At 57.9% G+C, this 15,797-nt stretch carries 13 protein-coding genes and 1 pseudogene; 2 read left to right on the top strand and 12 right to left on the bottom strand.

Annotated elements, in window-relative coordinates; genetic code table 11:
* Positions 1 to 693 precede the first annotated feature (693 nt).
* The 7 genes and pseudogenes from ACRX4W_RS06120 to ACRX4W_RS06090 form a co-directional block, all read right to left on the bottom strand.
* A complete protein-coding gene (locus ACRX4W_RS06120; RefSeq protein WP_117564924.1) occupies positions 694 to 2,322 on the bottom strand; it encodes an ATP-binding cassette domain-containing protein in 1,629 nt (542 codons plus the stop codon).
* Positions 2,323 to 3,017: 695 nt separating this feature from the next.
* Positions 3,018 to 3,287 (bottom strand): annotated as a pseudogene (locus tag ACRX4W_RS06115) (methyltransferase); the annotation flags it as partial.
* A gap of 324 nt (positions 3,288 to 3,611) precedes the next feature.
* Positions 3,612 to 4,550 (bottom strand): FHA domain-containing protein, encoded by a 939-nt coding sequence (locus ACRX4W_RS06110; RefSeq protein ID WP_022094220.1) that lies wholly within the window; start codon positions 4,548 to 4,550, stop codon positions 3,612 to 3,614.
* Between the two features lie 3 nt (positions 4,551 to 4,553).
* The gene (locus tag ACRX4W_RS06105; RefSeq protein WP_117773744.1) at positions 4,554 to 6,398 is read right to left on the bottom strand and encodes a serine/threonine protein kinase; all 1,845 of its coding nucleotides are present in this window, start codon (positions 6,396 to 6,398) and stop codon (positions 4,554 to 4,556) included.
* Complete coding sequence (locus ACRX4W_RS06100) at positions 6,395 to 7,300, bottom strand: hypothetical protein (protein WP_117564927.1); 906 nt, start codon at positions 7,298 to 7,300, stop codon at positions 6,395 to 6,397. Before ACRX4W_RS06100 ends, ACRX4W_RS06105 begins: the two co-directional genes overlap by 4 nt.
* 245 nt (positions 7,301 to 7,545) lie before the next feature.
* Positions 7,546 to 8,142, bottom strand: coding sequence for a recombination mediator RecR (gene recR, locus ACRX4W_RS06095; protein ID WP_089573257.1), 597 nt, complete (start codon positions 8,140 to 8,142; stop codon positions 7,546 to 7,548).
* Positions 8,143 to 8,155: 13 nt separating this feature from the next.
* Positions 8,156 to 8,476, bottom strand: a complete 321-nt coding sequence (locus ACRX4W_RS06090) for a YbaB/EbfC family nucleoid-associated protein (RefSeq protein ID WP_006235174.1) — start codon at positions 8,474 to 8,476, stop codon at positions 8,156 to 8,158.
* A 349-nt stretch (positions 8,477 to 8,825) separates the two neighbouring features.
* Between ACRX4W_RS06090 and ACRX4W_RS06085 the strand changes: the two genes are divergently transcribed.
* Complete coding sequence (locus ACRX4W_RS06085) at positions 8,826 to 9,299, top strand: hypothetical protein (RefSeq protein ID WP_117648547.1); 474 nt, start codon at positions 8,826 to 8,828, stop codon at positions 9,297 to 9,299.
* Between the two features lie 21 nt (positions 9,300 to 9,320).
* On the opposite strand, the gene dnaX is transcribed toward ACRX4W_RS06085, so the two are convergent.
* Positions 9,321 to 11,801, bottom strand: a complete 2,481-nt coding sequence (gene dnaX / locus ACRX4W_RS06080; protein ID WP_158551940.1) for a DNA polymerase III subunit gamma/tau — start codon at positions 11,799 to 11,801, stop codon at positions 9,321 to 9,323.
* 116 nt (positions 11,802 to 11,917) lie between these two features.
* On the opposite strand from dnaX, the gene ACRX4W_RS06075 reads away from it, so the two are divergent.
* Positions 11,918 to 12,634, top strand: coding sequence for a hypothetical protein (locus ACRX4W_RS06075; protein WP_089573261.1), 717 nt, complete (start codon positions 11,918 to 11,920; stop codon positions 12,632 to 12,634).
* A gap of 105 nt (positions 12,635 to 12,739) precedes the next feature.
* On the opposite strand, the gene ACRX4W_RS06070 is transcribed toward ACRX4W_RS06075, so the two are convergent.
* From ACRX4W_RS06070 to ACRX4W_RS06055, 4 genes are read right to left on the bottom strand one after another with little or no spacing between them, the layout of a single operon-like run.
* Positions 12,740 to 13,399: a DUF5028 domain-containing protein gene (locus ACRX4W_RS06070; protein ID WP_117584193.1), complete on the bottom strand. Its 660-nt coding sequence runs from the start codon at positions 13,397 to 13,399 to the stop codon at positions 12,740 to 12,742.
* Between the two features lie 5 nt (positions 13,400 to 13,404).
* A complete protein-coding gene (locus tag ACRX4W_RS06065) occupies positions 13,405 to 14,049 on the bottom strand; it encodes an ATP-binding cassette domain-containing protein (RefSeq protein ID WP_089573263.1) in 645 nt (214 codons plus the stop codon).
* Entirely contained in the window at positions 14,046 to 14,843 is a 798-nt protein-coding gene (locus ACRX4W_RS06060) for a DUF2705 family protein (protein ID WP_147347923.1), read from the bottom strand. The genes ACRX4W_RS06065 and ACRX4W_RS06060 overlap by 4 nt, the downstream gene beginning before the upstream one ends.
* 38 nt (positions 14,844 to 14,881) lie before the next feature.
* Entirely contained in the window at positions 14,882 to 15,763 is an 882-nt protein-coding gene (locus tag ACRX4W_RS06055) for a hypothetical protein (RefSeq protein ID WP_089573265.1), read from the bottom strand.
* Positions 15,764 to 15,797: the final 34 nt, after the last annotated feature.

Raw genomic sequence — 15,797 nt, 5'->3', positions numbered from 1 at the left:
ATCATGCTTCACTCTCAAATCAACGCGCATAAAGAAAGCCTCCCATTTCTCATGTCCAAGAAATGGGAGGCAGTTCACATGAAAGTGATCGGACGGGCTTCTCTATTTAACCCGGGCCGCCACCCATAGCGGCTTTCCAAGCGTATTCTCAGTGCAAAGCAATCGTCAGTTTAATCCTATGCGCTGATACCGCATTTCATTTGTTCGGCTCGAATTCTACGGCCTGGCAACCCTCGCACTCTCCGGCAAATGGATTGAACGCGAAGGCAGAGATGATGTGTGCGTGGACATCGAGGCTGCTGTAGGCAACATACTGGGACATGGACCCCCGCTGCGCGTGGTATGCGGCCCGGCATATTCATTGCCGTCCAACCCCGTGTAGTTGCAGCAAAGGGTGGAACCTCAATGCTCAGCTCATGTTGTCCGTGGGACACGAGAATCGTAAGTACACTTTGGTGCGATTCTCACGCTGATACTGAGCCACCTGGAATAAGATACGTCGCGACAACACTTCGCTTCACCTCTGTCTCGACAAGATGACGTAGACTAAAGTTTCCTTTAGTAAGAGAACGAGAACTATATCTGAAAGCGTTGCGATGGCGTGAAGGCACCGAGTCCGAACCGCCTGAATGCTACGTGCATCTGCATCGCCTTTTTGTTATCTCTGCCAGTTGGGTAGCACTACACTTGTCATCATTTACCCTGGTACATGCTGCCTAAATCCACTACCCCTTCTACCGCGCCGACCATCTCGTCATCGTGAGAGACAACGATGATCAGCTGGCTTTGCTTGTTGCGCTTAACATAGGCCGCAAGCTCGGCGCGGCTTACAGCGTCTAACCCAGTCGTGGGCTCGTCGAGTACCAAAACTGACGACTTGCGTGAAATCGCCGACCATAAGTACACTCGGCGCAGCTCACCGCCCGAAAGCGCGGAGCAACGTTTCCCGAGCAACTCCTTCACGCTGTTTTCCAGCGAAAGTAGGCCATCTACACCCCGGTGATAGGAAGAAAAGGGCGTGTCGAAATACTCTAACAGCTCTTTCACCGTTTCGTCCGGCGCGAAGCACGACTGTGGGCAGCACGATATCTCTCTCGCACGTATGTAATCCAAGTCGCATTCTTCGATTGGCACGCCGTTGTATTTTACTTTGCCTTTCGATGAGTATAGCCCGAGCATCAAGTAAAGAAGTGACGTCTTGCCTCTTCCGTTTTCCCCAACTATGCAATATGTACCAGGACCGGAAAACTTGAAAGAAAACCCGCCGAGGACCTCTCGGACAGATCCGTCTGGAAGGGCAACCGAGAATTCCAAATCAGATACCGAAATGTCATTTATTTCATCGAGTTTAGCTAAATCGGTCCGATTCCACCCCGATCTCTCCTTTTCTCTCGTCGCGATAGCCGTCCTATCCCATGATGCTTTGGCATCTTGATAGGATTTGAACAATGACATCATACTTTTCAAAGTCTTAAAGAGAACCGCGAAGTATGTACCGATGATAGTGTACTCGCCTATTGACATAGTTCCGTTAATGATTCGTACTCCGGAAACAACAAGTATCACCGCTTGAAACAACGCTGCGAAAAGACCATCGAGCGATGTCAGAGAATATGATAGCTTTCCGGAGCGCAAAACTTTGGGAAAATAGCTCTTAAAGCCAGCGTCGAGCGCTTGTTCGCTCTTGCCGTACGAAGATGTCAGTTGAATGTTGAGAATCTGATTAAGCTGCGATGCAATTGCGGCGTAAAAGGCGCTGTCCGCCTCTTTCTTCTCATACGTGACCCTATACAAAAGTTTCCTCAACCCAGTAATTACACAGAAATACACGATGAGGAGAATGATGGAAAACACCGCGAGAGTTGAATCAATTGACCATATGATAAGCAATACGATGGGAATGGCTACAATGGACAGCGGCGCACTGATAAAATTCGCCAAAACGAAGGATGAGACCACGCTGGAGTCGGAAATAATCCGTTGCGTTGTATAGGCTGGATCGATGGTCCGACTCACCAAGTAATCGTCTCTTTCAAAACGCAAGACGGCCTCCCTGAGAAGATCAAAGGAAAGTCTCGTGGTTATGCGAATGGAAAGTGTTCCTGCAAAATAAGTAAAGAGGGTGGAGAAAACTCCTATTGACGCAACCAGGAGCGCGAAGAGTACGGCGTCTCTTTCGCTGCGGTTACCGAGAAGAAAATCTAAGAATTTCCCGTTCACGTATGGCATGGCATAGGAGAGAGCGGTTCCAATCACCGTGATAGCAATGAAGACGAAAGCCCCTTTTGCTCTGATGAACCTCGAGAGAACGCATCGAATCAAGGAAGGCCCCAATCTACCCGCCACAAAACATCAATCACTGATACCTTACACCTCAACACAACAGGAGCGAAGATTTGCCAATGAGACTGCTTTAAGATTGCCTTGGGCCAATACGATCTCAAGCTCTTCCTACAAGAGAGTCGGAATCGGACATCTCCTCCGACGAACCTGGCAATCGGGCGGTTGAAATATCTTTTTCAACCGCCCGATTGCCACAATAGATTTGAGCATCCGCCCACAAACGTCCGCGTTTTATACCCATCAAATCCTTTGCCTTTTGTCGTCTAGACTAGAAAAATCGCTCGAAATAACGCAACCGGCCTGCTCGCTTGAAGAAACCTAAGCCCGTAACGTAGATGTGCAAACTTCCGAAACGCCTTGCGCGGCATAGTGCGTATAAACTTCGTCAACCGCCTCAGAAATATCTGAGTATCGCGCCGGGTCAAAAGCATACGATGTCGCAGCTATACCCTGCACCCATTCGGAACGCGGATTAATTGAATAGCCACACAGCATCATCATACATGCATCTAGACCTGATTTCCCAAGTATCCGACGTATTGATGAGAGCATCGCGGGTCGCCCCTGCACCATCGTCGTCACCCCTATTAGCAGTATTTACCGTTTTTCTCTAAATGCGTATCGCCACCCTTAAGAATACGAAGTGTTTTATCCAGACCCGATTGTCCTCCATCTCAAACGAAGGGATAAGGAATCTCATCCGGAATCGGCAGTAACGGAGGATTCACAACGACAAGCGAAAAACATGAGTCATCTCTCAGAGGGGAGTAAAGGCTCCCCTCAAGCACCCTAGTTTCGTCATCCAAAGAGTTGATGGCAGTGTTTTTCTTACAAAGGTCGACAACAAAAGGGTTGATTTCTACAGATGTTACATCCATGCCACAGTTGGTAAGTATCAGGCCCTGTATTCTGGGGCCAGAACACAAATCGAGAGCCTTCCGTGCGCTCTGCGGTGTAAGGCGCCAATCTCAGCAAATCTGTCCCACAATACTGCGCTGAAGAACAAGACGGAACCCCTGAGCCAAACTCCCCTATACCTTATTAAGGCTAAGACAGGCAAGTTCACGCACCCGGCATATTCCAGAATAACATCCTATTGTTTTAGATGCTCTACAAGCATGAACAGCCGCGAATCGGAAAGATCTTCTAGTTTCGCCCCGACTGACCGCCAAGGGCCAAAATGGCCCCTCCATCCCCGGGCGACTGGCTCTGGCGCGCCGAGGAGTGTCCCCAAGTGCCGGCAGAAAAGAAACGTCCCTATCTGCCGGCTAGAGGGCACCGAAGAGGATGGCGTAGGTAGTGGATTCGCCGAGCTTGAGCTCGTCGCCGGGATTGAGTTGGGCGGAACGGCCGGGCTCGACCTGAATGCAGACGCGCGTGGCCCCGTTTACCACCACGGTTCCGTTGGTGGACGACAAGTCCTCGACGTGCCAGATATTTTGAGCATCGCACCAGATATGGGCATGGCGGGCCGAGACATCGTCGCCGACGTCGGTAATATCGCCCTCACCAGTGGCCAGCGCACCAATCTCAACACCCTGCTCACTCGGCTGAATCCAGCGCGGGGCGCTCACGACAAAACTGTTTTGTACGCGCAGCAAGCCCAAGGGGTGCGCCGGAGCGGGTTCGCGTTCGCCCGCGGTCATCGACATGCCAAGCGAACGCGGCGTGGAGGTGCCTCCGCCACAGGTCGCGTGCGCGTAGTCGATGGCATAGTTCACCGAGGACCGCACATCCGCCGAACAACCGACGGCGACAAACAGCACCAGCACGGCCTCGGCGCGCTCGGCGGGCATGAGTTCCGCCGCCTGGGACAGGCGATCGAGCGCGTTGCGATAGAGATTCGTGTCCTGATGGCACTCTTCGAGCGCGCGTACCATCGGTTCACCTGCAGGACCGCACACCATATTGATCACAGCCGTGGAGTCCATGGGATTGCGCTGGCGCAGGGCCAGTTGCGACATAATACGCGCAGCCGAGGTACCGTATTCGGCAAAGTAGCGCTGCTGAAGCGTGCCGACCGGCGCGCGAACGATAAAGCGGGAAACCCAAGAGCGATCGGCGGCTCGGCTCTGCGGGCTGCGGCCGTCGGCGAGCGGACGGGACGAAAGCACCAAGCCGCACAGCTCGATATGGCTCAGATGCGCCGCGCGCTTAAAGATGTCAAACATGGCCCCGCATGGGGTGAGCTCAACTTGAGATGCCATGACCTAGGCCTCCTTGGTCGTAGAAATAGAATCGGACGATACTTCGACAGGTCCGCCAAAAGTACGGGCAGCTGCGGCTCCACCGGCAAGCGGAGTCGCCATCTGGGCTTTTGTGCGTCGCGGTGCCGAAACGGGAAGTTCAAAGGCAAAGCCCATCGCAAGCAAAAACCACGTAAGCGTATAGGTTGCAACCAAAGCGGCAACAAGGCCGCCCATCACGGCGCGTTGGGAAAATACGCTACATGCAGCCACAGCCAGTACCGGAACCTCGCAGGCAGAAAGCGCAAGCACACCCTGCAGGAACCCCGAGCGTCGATCGCGCGCAAGTGCCCCCGCGACAACGCCGGCCATGCCTGGCAGCGCCAGCGCCAGTGCGGCAATAACACCCGGTAGCGACCCAGGCCACACGAGCGATCCCAAAGTCGCCGTCACGCGAGCGCCCGACGCCAGCAGCGCGGCCGAAACCACGACCGCAGCCCAAACCACGCCACAGACGACCGCCGCGCCGACCATCAGCGCGCGACGAACCGCGCGGCCGGACGCATCCATGGGGCACGGCGTGAGCGGCTCGCCGCGGAGCGAACGACCGACATTTTGCGCATAGTGGTCACAAAACGCCGAGAGCGCCGCCTCGACCGCCGCCGGCTCGGGACGATCTTTTTGATGGCTGGACAGACAGGCCATCACCACGTTGAACAGCTGGGCATCGACAAACGCCAGCGCATCGCGTAGCTCCTCGGAATCCGGCTCAAGCCCCAGCTGCTGGGCCTGCTCGGCCGCGGCGAGCGCCACATCGGGCTCGCGATGAAGCAGCTGCGTCAAATCGCAACCGGGCGCATGGGCACCAATGGGATAGTCGGGCCGCGTGTCCATCTTGAGACGGTAGGGGCTCGCGATGTCGCGCGTCTTTTTGCGCGAACCCGAGGTGCCCGAAGTGCTCGGCGCGGCTTCGTATGGCGCGATGCCGGCAATGAGCTCGTAAACCGTGCTTGCCGCGGCATAGACGTCAATCGCCGGCGACATACGCAAAGCGCGCAGGTCGGGAATATCGTCGGTGAGCATCTCGGGCGGGGCATAGGCAACCGTCGCGCGACGCAGCGTGGCATAACGCTCCGTAAACGACGCCTTGCCGCCGGTACCGGCCACGGCCGACGCAGGCTCAAGCGCCAGCGACGAGCCAAAGTCGATCAGGCACAGGTCAAAGGTGCCCTCGGCAAGCTGCCGGTCAAGCGGTAGACGCGCCGTACGCACCATAATATTAGCGGGCGAGATATCGCGATGGACAAAGCCCTCGCCCACCAGGCTCATACGGCAGAGCAGATCGAACAGGTCGCGACCCAGACGCGCCGCCACAAGCGGCGACAGGCGTCCGGCATCGTCCACGGCAAGTCGCGAACGCAAGCGGGCAAGCGTCTCGCCCTCGACCCATTCCATGACAATTGCAGGCACACCGTCGACCTCGCCCCAGCCATAGAGGCGGGGAAAGCCCTTAAGGCCCGAAAGGGCGCGATGGCATTCGTATTCCTCGCGAAACGCCGCCTTGAACTTGGCGACCAGCGCCTCGTGAGCGGCATCGTCGTCAAACTCATCGCGCGTCGGCAAGATGAGCTGTTTGAGTGCCACGGCCTCGCCTTGGGCGTTGACGGCACGCGTCACGCGGCCGATACCGCCACGGCGCATGGTGGCATCGTCGGCAAACAGCATCGTAAAACGACGCAGATAGGCAGGCAGTTCGCCCTGACCGAGCGCAATGGCCGGCTCAAACCCGTCGACACGCGCCAGGCGCAGGCCGACCATGGGATCGCGACCGAGCGATTGTGGTGTGGTGGATGCAAGATCGGTCATCATAGGGCAAGCGCCGCCACGTTATTGTTGAAGTTACCGAGCGCGACGTCATCATCGCCGTAATGGCCGACCCATTGACATAGGTTGGTGTAACAGCCCCACAGATTGGCATACTGCTGATACCACTTTGACCGGGGCGAGAATGTCTGACGACCGAACTCGGCTCGAATGACAAACATCTCCCCGACCAGGCTGTCGCACGGCCTGGGATCTCCCGTAGAGTTATAGGTCGAGACCACGTCATTGGCACGAGAAACATAGCCGTCGAGCATGTTGTACTTGGTCACAAGCCAGCTGTGAATGCTCTCTTCCTCAGCAGCGGAAAGGCCACCGGAGTTTGCATCGTTGTCAGTGTTGCCGCCCGTCGAGCCGCCGTTTCCAGACCCTCCGGCAGAGGAACCCGACCCAGAGCCACCGCCCGAACTCGACGAATCCGAGCCGGAGCCAGAAGTATCCGAGCTACCGGGCTTTCCGGACTGCTGGGCGTCCTGCTCCTTCTGCTGCTCGACCTTATTCACCGTTGCCGCCACGCTATTGTTGGACAACCGATCGATGATCTTGGTGTTGGTGAGCACGATGGTTTTGCCATTGGCAAGCGTGACTTCGTTGTCCGGGGCCTCGGCGCCGTCCGCGTCGCCGGTGCCAAACACAATATGCGCGACCACACTTGCCCAAGCATATCCAGTCGTGGTCCCCAGGTCACTTTTGACCTCATGCCCCACGCGCGGTTCGCGTGCGGCATGTGCCTGCATCATGGACGGCACGGTCATGCCATAGGCAGAAACGCCAGCTATGACCAGCACCAGCGAGCAAGACAGCAGTGCGTACGCCCGCGGCGCCAAGCCCAGTCGGCGTCGCATGCGCACCGCGGCGCCGCGCTTTGTCTGAGTGCCACCGGGCCGCATGCGTTCTCCTCCAACAAAAACACGCCGCTCGGGAGCGGCGCATTCATTCGAATCCATATTTGAGTGTATCAGCGAACCCAAAAGGTTGCGCAACGAATGGGCAAATTAAGGATGCGAGTGGAAGCATCCATGCGATAAGCGGATACAAAGCATCTTTGTTGCACAACAAACTTACAGTCGCACGGGGAAATTATGGCTACCCCGTGCGTCGCGATGAAGACATACGGCAGGAGCAGGCTCGCCACCTAAATCGTGCGACGGGCCTCGATGGCGCGCCCAAGCGTAAGCTCGTCGGCATACTCCAGGTCGCCGCCCACGGGAAGGCCGCTCGCCAGACGCGATACCTCAACGCCCAGCGGCTTGATAGTGCGGGCCAGGTAGCTCGCCGTGGTCTCGCCCTCGATATTGGGGTTGGTGGCGATGATGACCTCGTGGATGTCCTCGTGGCCCAAGCGTGCCAGCAGCTCACGAATGTGCAACTGCTCGGGACCAATCTTGTCCATGGGACTGATCACGCCGCCCAATACGTGGTAGAGACCGTGGTAGCTGCCCGTGCGCTCAATCGCCTGGACATCGCGCGGCTCGCCCACCACGCAAATGCGAGTGGTATCGCGCATCGAATCCTGGCAGATGGAGCACTCGTCGGCCGTGGCGTAGTTAAAGCAGCGGCTGCAAAAGTGAACCTCCTGCTTAACCTCCAGGATAGCCTCGGCCAGGCGGCGCGCCTCCTCGGCATCGGCCTCGAGCAGGTAATAGGCGATGCGCTGGGCCGACTTGGGACCAATGCCCGGCAGACGGCCCAGCTCATCGAGCAATTTTTGCAGACTATGGTTGGCACTCATATATATGCGTGTCTTAGAACGGCATGCCCGGGATGTTGAGGCCGCCGGTGATGGCGCCCATCTGCTTGTTGGCGAGCTCGTTGACACCGCGGACGGCCTCGTTGACGGCAGCCATGATCATGTCCTGCAGCATATCGACGTCCTCGGGATCGAGGGCATCGGGGTCGATGGTGAGGTTGACGAGCTCCATCTCGCCGTTAACGGTCACCTTGACCATGCCGCCGCCGGCAGAGGCGTCGACGGTCTGGGACTTAAGGTTTTCCTGCGCGGCGGCAAGCTGCTCCTGCATCTTGCGAGCCTGCTTCATCATTTGCTGCATGTTCATACCGGCCATGATGGCTCCTTTACGTGCGGCCGCGCGACAAGCTGCAAGGGCAGCCGGAGCGCGACGGGACTTTCAAACTCAAAAATCGTACCACGGCGCGGGGCAAGCAAGCGGGGCGGACACGCTACCTCAGTCGATATACATGTCCTTGAGCGTGACGCACGCCCAAGATTATGCAAGGTCGAATTATGCAAGGTTGCATAATTATCTCAAGCTACATCTAGCAGAGCTGGAACCAGGCAGTTTATGCGTAGGGCTACAAGGCTACATGGCAAAATGCCGAGCCGCTGCTCGAGGCGGCACGCATGGCGGCTGGGTATAATTTGATTGTCATAGATGACGATTTGGAGGTGCCCTCGTGAATGTCCCAGCCGTACTCCAAAACATCCGCTCAAAACACCCCGTTGCATATGTGGTTCTCTATCTCTTTGTCGTCTGGGTATTACTGGTTATCATCACCCATGCCATAGCTTTTGGAGCAGAACTGCTGATAGCCAGCTCGGACCAGCCCGTCGTCAAATGGGAGACGACCGATGAATGCACCGACGGAACCCGAACCATTTACTACAACAGCCCGTCCCTCTACCAAGAGTTCAAGGTCAAGATAAAGGACTCCAAGATTGTCGATGCCGAACTGGGCTCTTTATTTACAATCGGAGCAACCGTCAACGCCGAGCAAGTCGAGTACACGGACAGCCATGCGACGTATCGTATCGACCTCAGCATCCTAGGCCGACCGTCACGCGCCTGTCTGCTCGAATGCGATATACGCGGCACCACGTTGCACATGTCCGAAATACAGATGCGCCCGGGCAAGGGGTTCTCTTCTTGAGCAGTATACCCGCCTGCGCAGCTACTCCACCGGCTTGAAGATGGTGGACTGGCCGAAGACGCTGCGGATGAGGGCTTTGGCCTCGTCCTCGGTCTGCGGGATGCTCGGGGCTGCACCCTGATGGCCGAAGGGGCCGCCCGCACCGGAGTTGGACTCCCAGGGAGCTGCAGGAGCGTCCTCCTCTTTGGGGGCAGTTGCAGCGGACTTGGGCGCGGACGCCGCACCCGGCACGTCGAACGGAGGCAGATCGTCCCCACCAGCATCGGCAACAAAACCGCCAACCATGGCATCGTCGTAGGGAACCTGCTCGGATTCCCATGGCGCAGACGGCGCGGCGGGCTGAGCCTTGGGAGCGGACGCGCGCTCGGGCGCTCGGGGCGCGGGCTCGGTCGGGAGCTTGCCCGTGGCAGGAGCGCCGGCGGGGTTGTCGGAGCGCAGCCAGGGGGCTTTGCCCAGGTCAGACGACTTGGGCGCGGGCGAGGCAGGCTTGGGCGCGGGTGTCGGAGCAGCCGGTTTGGCCATGACGGGCTTAGGCGCCGACGGGGTCGGCGCCGCTATCGGTGCTGCTTTTGGCTGCGTCGCGCTGGCGCTCGAGGATGCAGGGGCCGCCGAGGACACGGGTTGCGGGTCCGCAGATACCGCAGCCCGTGCAGATGGAGAATGCTCCTCATGTTGAGGAGCCGGCGTGCCACCCCCATCCAGGACATAGTCGACGGTACGACGACCGAAGACCGCACTGACTGTCGGCAGGACCACCGACTGCGTGTCGGCGCGTCCAAGCATCTTGATGGCAAAGGTCGAGCCCGCGGGGAACGAGACCGTGAGCCTGGAGCCGTCGTCAGCCGTGGCGCGGGCATTGAGCAAAAGCCCCGCGTAGGAAGCCTGACGCGCCTTGACACGCTCGACAACCTCGGCCCATTTGCGCTGCAGCTCTCCGGCATCCTCGACCGCGGGCGTCTCGGCAGTACCGGCGGCGGCAACCTGGGCGGCATTGTTGGACTGGGGCTTAGGTGCCGGAGCGGTGGCAGGCGCGGGAGCCGCAACGGGCTGAGGCGTCGGAGTCGGCGCAGGCTGAGGTGCAGGCGCTGCAGGCTTGGAAGCTGACACGGACGCAGAACGGGACGCAGGCTGGGCAGCCGGAACAGCAGCACCACGGTCCCAAGGCATACCGCCCTGGCGCGCGGACGTAGCAGCGGGGGCAGCGGATGCCGCCGGAGCGGCAGCACGAGCGCCCGAAATTAGCGTCGGCTGTTGGGCAGCAGCGGGTACGGATGCTGCAGGCGCGGCGGCCTGAGCAGCAGCCACGCTCGCCGGCACGGCGCCGTTGGCAACCATGGCCTCCAAGCGGGCCACGCGCTCGGCCAATGCCTCAATCGTTAAATCGGCCTCGGGACGTGCCAGGCGCGTGCAGGCGATCTCGAGCACCAGGCGCACGTCGCTCGCGCCCCTCATCTCCAGTGCGGCATCGTCGAGCACCGTCAGCACACGGGCCAGGCGGTCGGCAGGATGCTCGCCAAAGGCAGCGGCCTCGGCAGCAAGCGCCTCGGCCTGCTCGGAGCCGCCCTCAAACAGCTCGGCACGGGCACCGGCAACGCAGGCAACGTACACGTCACGCACATGCGCCACCAGGTCGCGCGTCAGCTCCAGCAGGTCGTTTCCTTCCTCGACCTGCGCACGGATCAGTCCATAGAGCTCGGCAACATCGCGATCGGCAATGGCGCGGGAAAACTCGCCCAGAATCTGGTCCGAAACCTCGCCTAAAAGCGAGCGGGCGTCGTCCGCATGCACAGAACCGTTGCCAAAGACGCTCAGCTGCTCCAGCGTGGACAGCGCGTCGCGCATACCGCCCTTGGCATGGCGCGCCACGATAGCCAGCGCCTCATCGTCGTAATCGAAGCCCTCCTGCTCGCACACGTATGCCAGGCGACGCTCGATATCCTCGTTGCCGATGCGATGGAAATCGAAACGCTGGCAGCGCGAGAGGATGGTCTCCAGAATCTTTTGCGGGTCGGTGGTGCACAGCACAAAGATCACGTGTGCCGGCGGCTCCTCGAGCGTCTTGAGCAGCGCGTTGAACGCCGCCGTCGTGAGCATGTGGACCTCGTCGATGATATAGATCTTGTACTTGCCGCGCACCGGGGCAAAGTTGACGGAGTTGATGATTTCCTCGCGCACATTGTCCACGCCCGTGCGGGAGGCGGCATCGAGCTCGTAGACATCGGGGTGGTTACCCTCGGCAATGAGCTCGCACTCCTCGCAAGTACCGTCGGGCATGCAGCCGCTTGCACCCTCGGCGCGCGCCGCCTCGGCATTGCGGCACAGCAGCGCCTTGGCCAGAATGCGCGCCATGGTGGTCTTGCCCGTGCCGCGCGGTCCGCAGAACAGGTAGGCGTGGGACAGGCGCCCCTCGGTGATGGCGTGCTCGAGCGTCGAGACGATATGCTGCTGGCCCACCACGGAGTCAAAGGTGAGCGGGCGATACTTTCGGTACAACGATTCCATGGGTGCTCCCCCGGGTATACTGAGTCTTGTTGCCGCGGCGGCCATGCGGTCGCACGGCATACTGCATTCCATAATAACCCGTACGGCGAGCCCGCCGCGATAGGAGTCCAAAGAGCATGGCAGACGCAGAGAGCAACCTCGTTCCCTCCGAAGCAGCCGACCAGGTCGAGGTCGCGCTCGAGGAGCAGGCCGCAGCCGACGACGGCATCCTGTACCTCAACGAGTACCAATACGAAAACGACCTCGTCACCGACTTCGCCCGCCTGGTCGCCTCGCCCAGGCGTCGCGGCTCGCTGTATGTCGCCGCGGCAATTGCCGCGCTCATCGGCATCGGCATGCTGGTGGCCGGCGGCAACTGGATCAAGTTTGGCGTCGTCTTGATCGTATTCGGCGCCTTTTTGGCCTGGTGGAGCAAAAACCTGCACCACACCCTCGCCCGCGACTTTATCGACGCCGTTGAGGCCGACGAGTCCATGGGTGGCCGCTATCGCCGCGTCGCCGCCAACGAGGACGGCCTGATGGTTTGGGGCACGAGCGGCAAGTCGCAGTTCTTCCCGTTTGAAAAGCTCGACCACGTGCTCGACGGCGAGCGCATCTTTGTGGCCATGTTCGCCGACCAGGGCGTGACGATCCCTAAGGACACCTTTGTCCGCGGCGATGCCGAGCAGTTCGGTCCCTTCCTTAAGGCGCGCATCAACAAAAAGCTCCGCATCGAGACCAAACGCAAGAAGATGAAGGCAGAAAAGGCCGCTGCCGAAGCAAAACAGGGCGACAAGCCCCAGGAGACCAAGGGCAAGCAGCGCAAGCAGAAGAAGAGCAAGAAGAAGCGGTAGGCCGGCCGACACCGAAGGCGCCTCGTCCCGCGCCCGATTCCGGGCCGGGGCGCCTGGAATCGGGCGCGCGTACCGCCAATGGACCCGTTTTGCCTTGCTCTCGAGCTATTTCACTTCAAACCTTAAGAGCCTCCGCTCCGGCAGATCGGTCATCTTCATCGTGTAAGTCCCGGGAAATGCTTTCTCAAAACGGACGGTCTCGTAACCTTCGAAATAGTCGTTGGTGTTCTGCATCATAAATGGGACGAGCAACTCGTTTTCTGCCCCAACCTCCACGGCAAACGCAGCAGAGCCGCCAAGGACCGGCATGGCTTGCGTTATCAGATCGGTATTGACTACAAAATCATAGTTTGGCGCAGACTCCGGGACCAGATGCCAAACATACGCTTTGATTCCACCGTCGATATTATCCCTATTTCTGACACGCATCTTTACGGCGATAACGCACGTGATGTCGGCATCCTTCAGTCTCGTTTTCGTATCCACGGTGCCATATTTTGAATAATCGTCATGTGCTCGTTTGAGATACTCGCGCGGCGTGAGCAACTCTGCCCCGTCTATGCAAAACGAATACCCATCAGTCACCACATCCTTCGACCCCAGAAACGCTCCATCCATCGAGAGCCATTCGCCCTCCGCGTAATATTTCTCAGGAATGACCGTCCGGTTCCCGTTAACGACGCTCACCCTCATGCCCGCAAGGCCGGCAGCAGCACAGCAAAAAAGCGCGAGCGCCGATCTTCTCGTCCACAGGGTCTTCTTCATCGCGCTCACGACCTTTCCCGAACTTTCACAACGGCACCGTCGCGCATGCAGTAAACCCGATCGGCCAGTTCCTCGAGCACCTCTCCGTCATGGCTGGACAGAAGGACCTCACGACCCGTTGATGCCGCCATCGCCACAACGCGCTTGAGCATTTCAACGCCCGCTTCGTCGAGGGCATTCGTTGGCTCATCGAGAACAAGCAGCTTCGGCTTCTCCATAATTGCCGCAGCTATCCCCAGACGCTGCTTCATCCCAAGCGAGTATGCTCGGAACTTCTTTTTTTCGTCTGCATCGAGCCCCACGAGCCGCAGGGCAGAGCGAATGTCCTCGGGGGTGGCAACGCCCTTGATCTGAGCGATGAGCTTCAGATTGTCGTAGCCAGACAGATATCCCAAAAAGGAAGGCGCCTCGATCAACATCCCCAGACTCGGCGGGAACGAGATGTCCGCCCCAAGCCTTTGGCCATCGATAGAGATTTCGCCTTCGGTAGGCTTGATCAACCCGCAAACCGCTCGCATGAGCATGGTCTTACCCGAACCGTTTATCCCCTGAAGCCCGACCACAGTCCCAGGGTCAACCTCGATGGACACGTTGCGCAGGACATCGTTTTTACCCATGCGCTTCGATACGCCCCTTACGATCACACTCATATCTTGTCCCCCTTTTCTATAAGGTCGGCCCTTCGAAACCACAGTCCACCCAACGATAGGCATAACGACATAAGCCCAATTGATGACAAGACACTCGAGCCCGCCGCGATTCCCTCTTTGACAATTCCACCCCAGCGCAACAGCATCAAGGCGTTACCCAATAGCGCCCAATGTCGTGCATATGCCGAGCAGATCAGGTAGCTCATTAAAACCACAAACGAGACTGACGACCCAAGCACAAACCCAACCGCTGCCTGCGCAAACGCAAGCGCCTCAAAAGCAAATAAGAGACCTATGAAAAACGGCAGCGCATCCGCCTCGGCAGCTTTGAGAAACCACGGCGCCAAATTAGCCAGTTGAAGCGACTCACCATGAATGACCGCGCTGAACGAGGAGCTCACCACCAAGCTCCAAATCACAACAGAGCAAACCACCACGAGCAGTGAAAATGCCGTTACTGCCGCCACCAAGATAAAACGCGAGACCCACCAAAGGGTTCTTGCCCGGCATCGAACAAGCGCTTGCAAACCAAACCCGTGCAACGATTCGGTCGGATAGTCGAGTGTTGTATAGAGAATAAGCAGAATGAGAAATAGCCATCCTAGCGGAGGCACAAACATGACCCCGGGCCTAGGCTCAAACGGAGCAGATCCGGCAAACACGAGCGCAAGATTATCCGCAAACCCCAAGGTATCCGTTCTAACCCCATACACAGAAGACAATCCGTAGGCGTACACCAAGTTCGCAACGGTCACTGCCGCAATTGCAATAAAAGTAAGGATGTTCTTCTTCAAAACGGTCCTCAGGTCCGCGGCGACCAGCCTAAACAGCATCAGACCACCTCGCGTCTTTTCCACGCCCCAGAAAAAGCCAACGAAGCAAGGGTCAATAATATGATTTCCGCAAAACCGGCTCGAATGTCTGGCCAGTTATTCAGCGATTCCGACCTGATGCTGTTGAGGATATTGCAGTTAAACCCCACACAAGCCATTACGCCGAAGATCCAGCCATTTGCAAAATGCCACGCAACCATTAGCAGATACGGGACAATTATCGCTTTGATTCTGCTACGAAACAAAATTGAGAAGCCAGTTACAGCCATGGATAAAGTCCCGAGCGTGACAGCATCGAACAGCGTGTATGCGAGCACATATGACAAAGGATGCGAATAAAATAGACCGGAGAAGTAGCTATGCAGGTAAAGTCCTACGTAAGTCGACTCATCGACCCGAGGAAGATACGCAGGAAAAAGCATCGAGACGATCAGGAAATTGACGAGCAGAGGAATGGCAGTCACTGTAAACGCGGAGAGGAAAGCAGACAGCATCTTTACGTTCACGTACGCCTTTCTGGAAACGCGCGTGCATATCTGCATGTCATAACCACTCAAACGCTCAAAGAGACACGACCAAGATCCAGCCAACATTGCAAGCAGGGGCAGTGCATAGAAAAACACCGACGCAGACAGTGGCGCGTTCGCGCTCACAACAATCCAGTTACCGAAGCTGCTTTCACGTGTTTGACCGAGATAATTTTCGGCTTGCACGCCAACGCCGTAACCAAAAGAAAGAAGGTTGTGGCGCTCTTTTTCCAAATTTGCCCACGGCTCCAGCGCGGCAGCTATTGCAACTGCGACCGCAATCAAGAGAGCAAGGATAAAAGCTGGACGTCTAATCGTTTTCGACAGTTCGTATCTTGCGAGCTTTTGGTTCATACGTCCTCCTCCCCCTTCCGACCCAGAAAGCCGG

Source organism: Collinsella aerofaciens (genome assembly GCF_964283865.1).
Classification (GTDB): domain Bacteria; phylum Actinomycetota; class Coriobacteriia; order Coriobacteriales; family Coriobacteriaceae; genus Collinsella.
The sequence above is the reverse complement of the archived record's forward strand: the minus strand, read 5'-3'. Positions and strand labels throughout refer to the sequence as shown.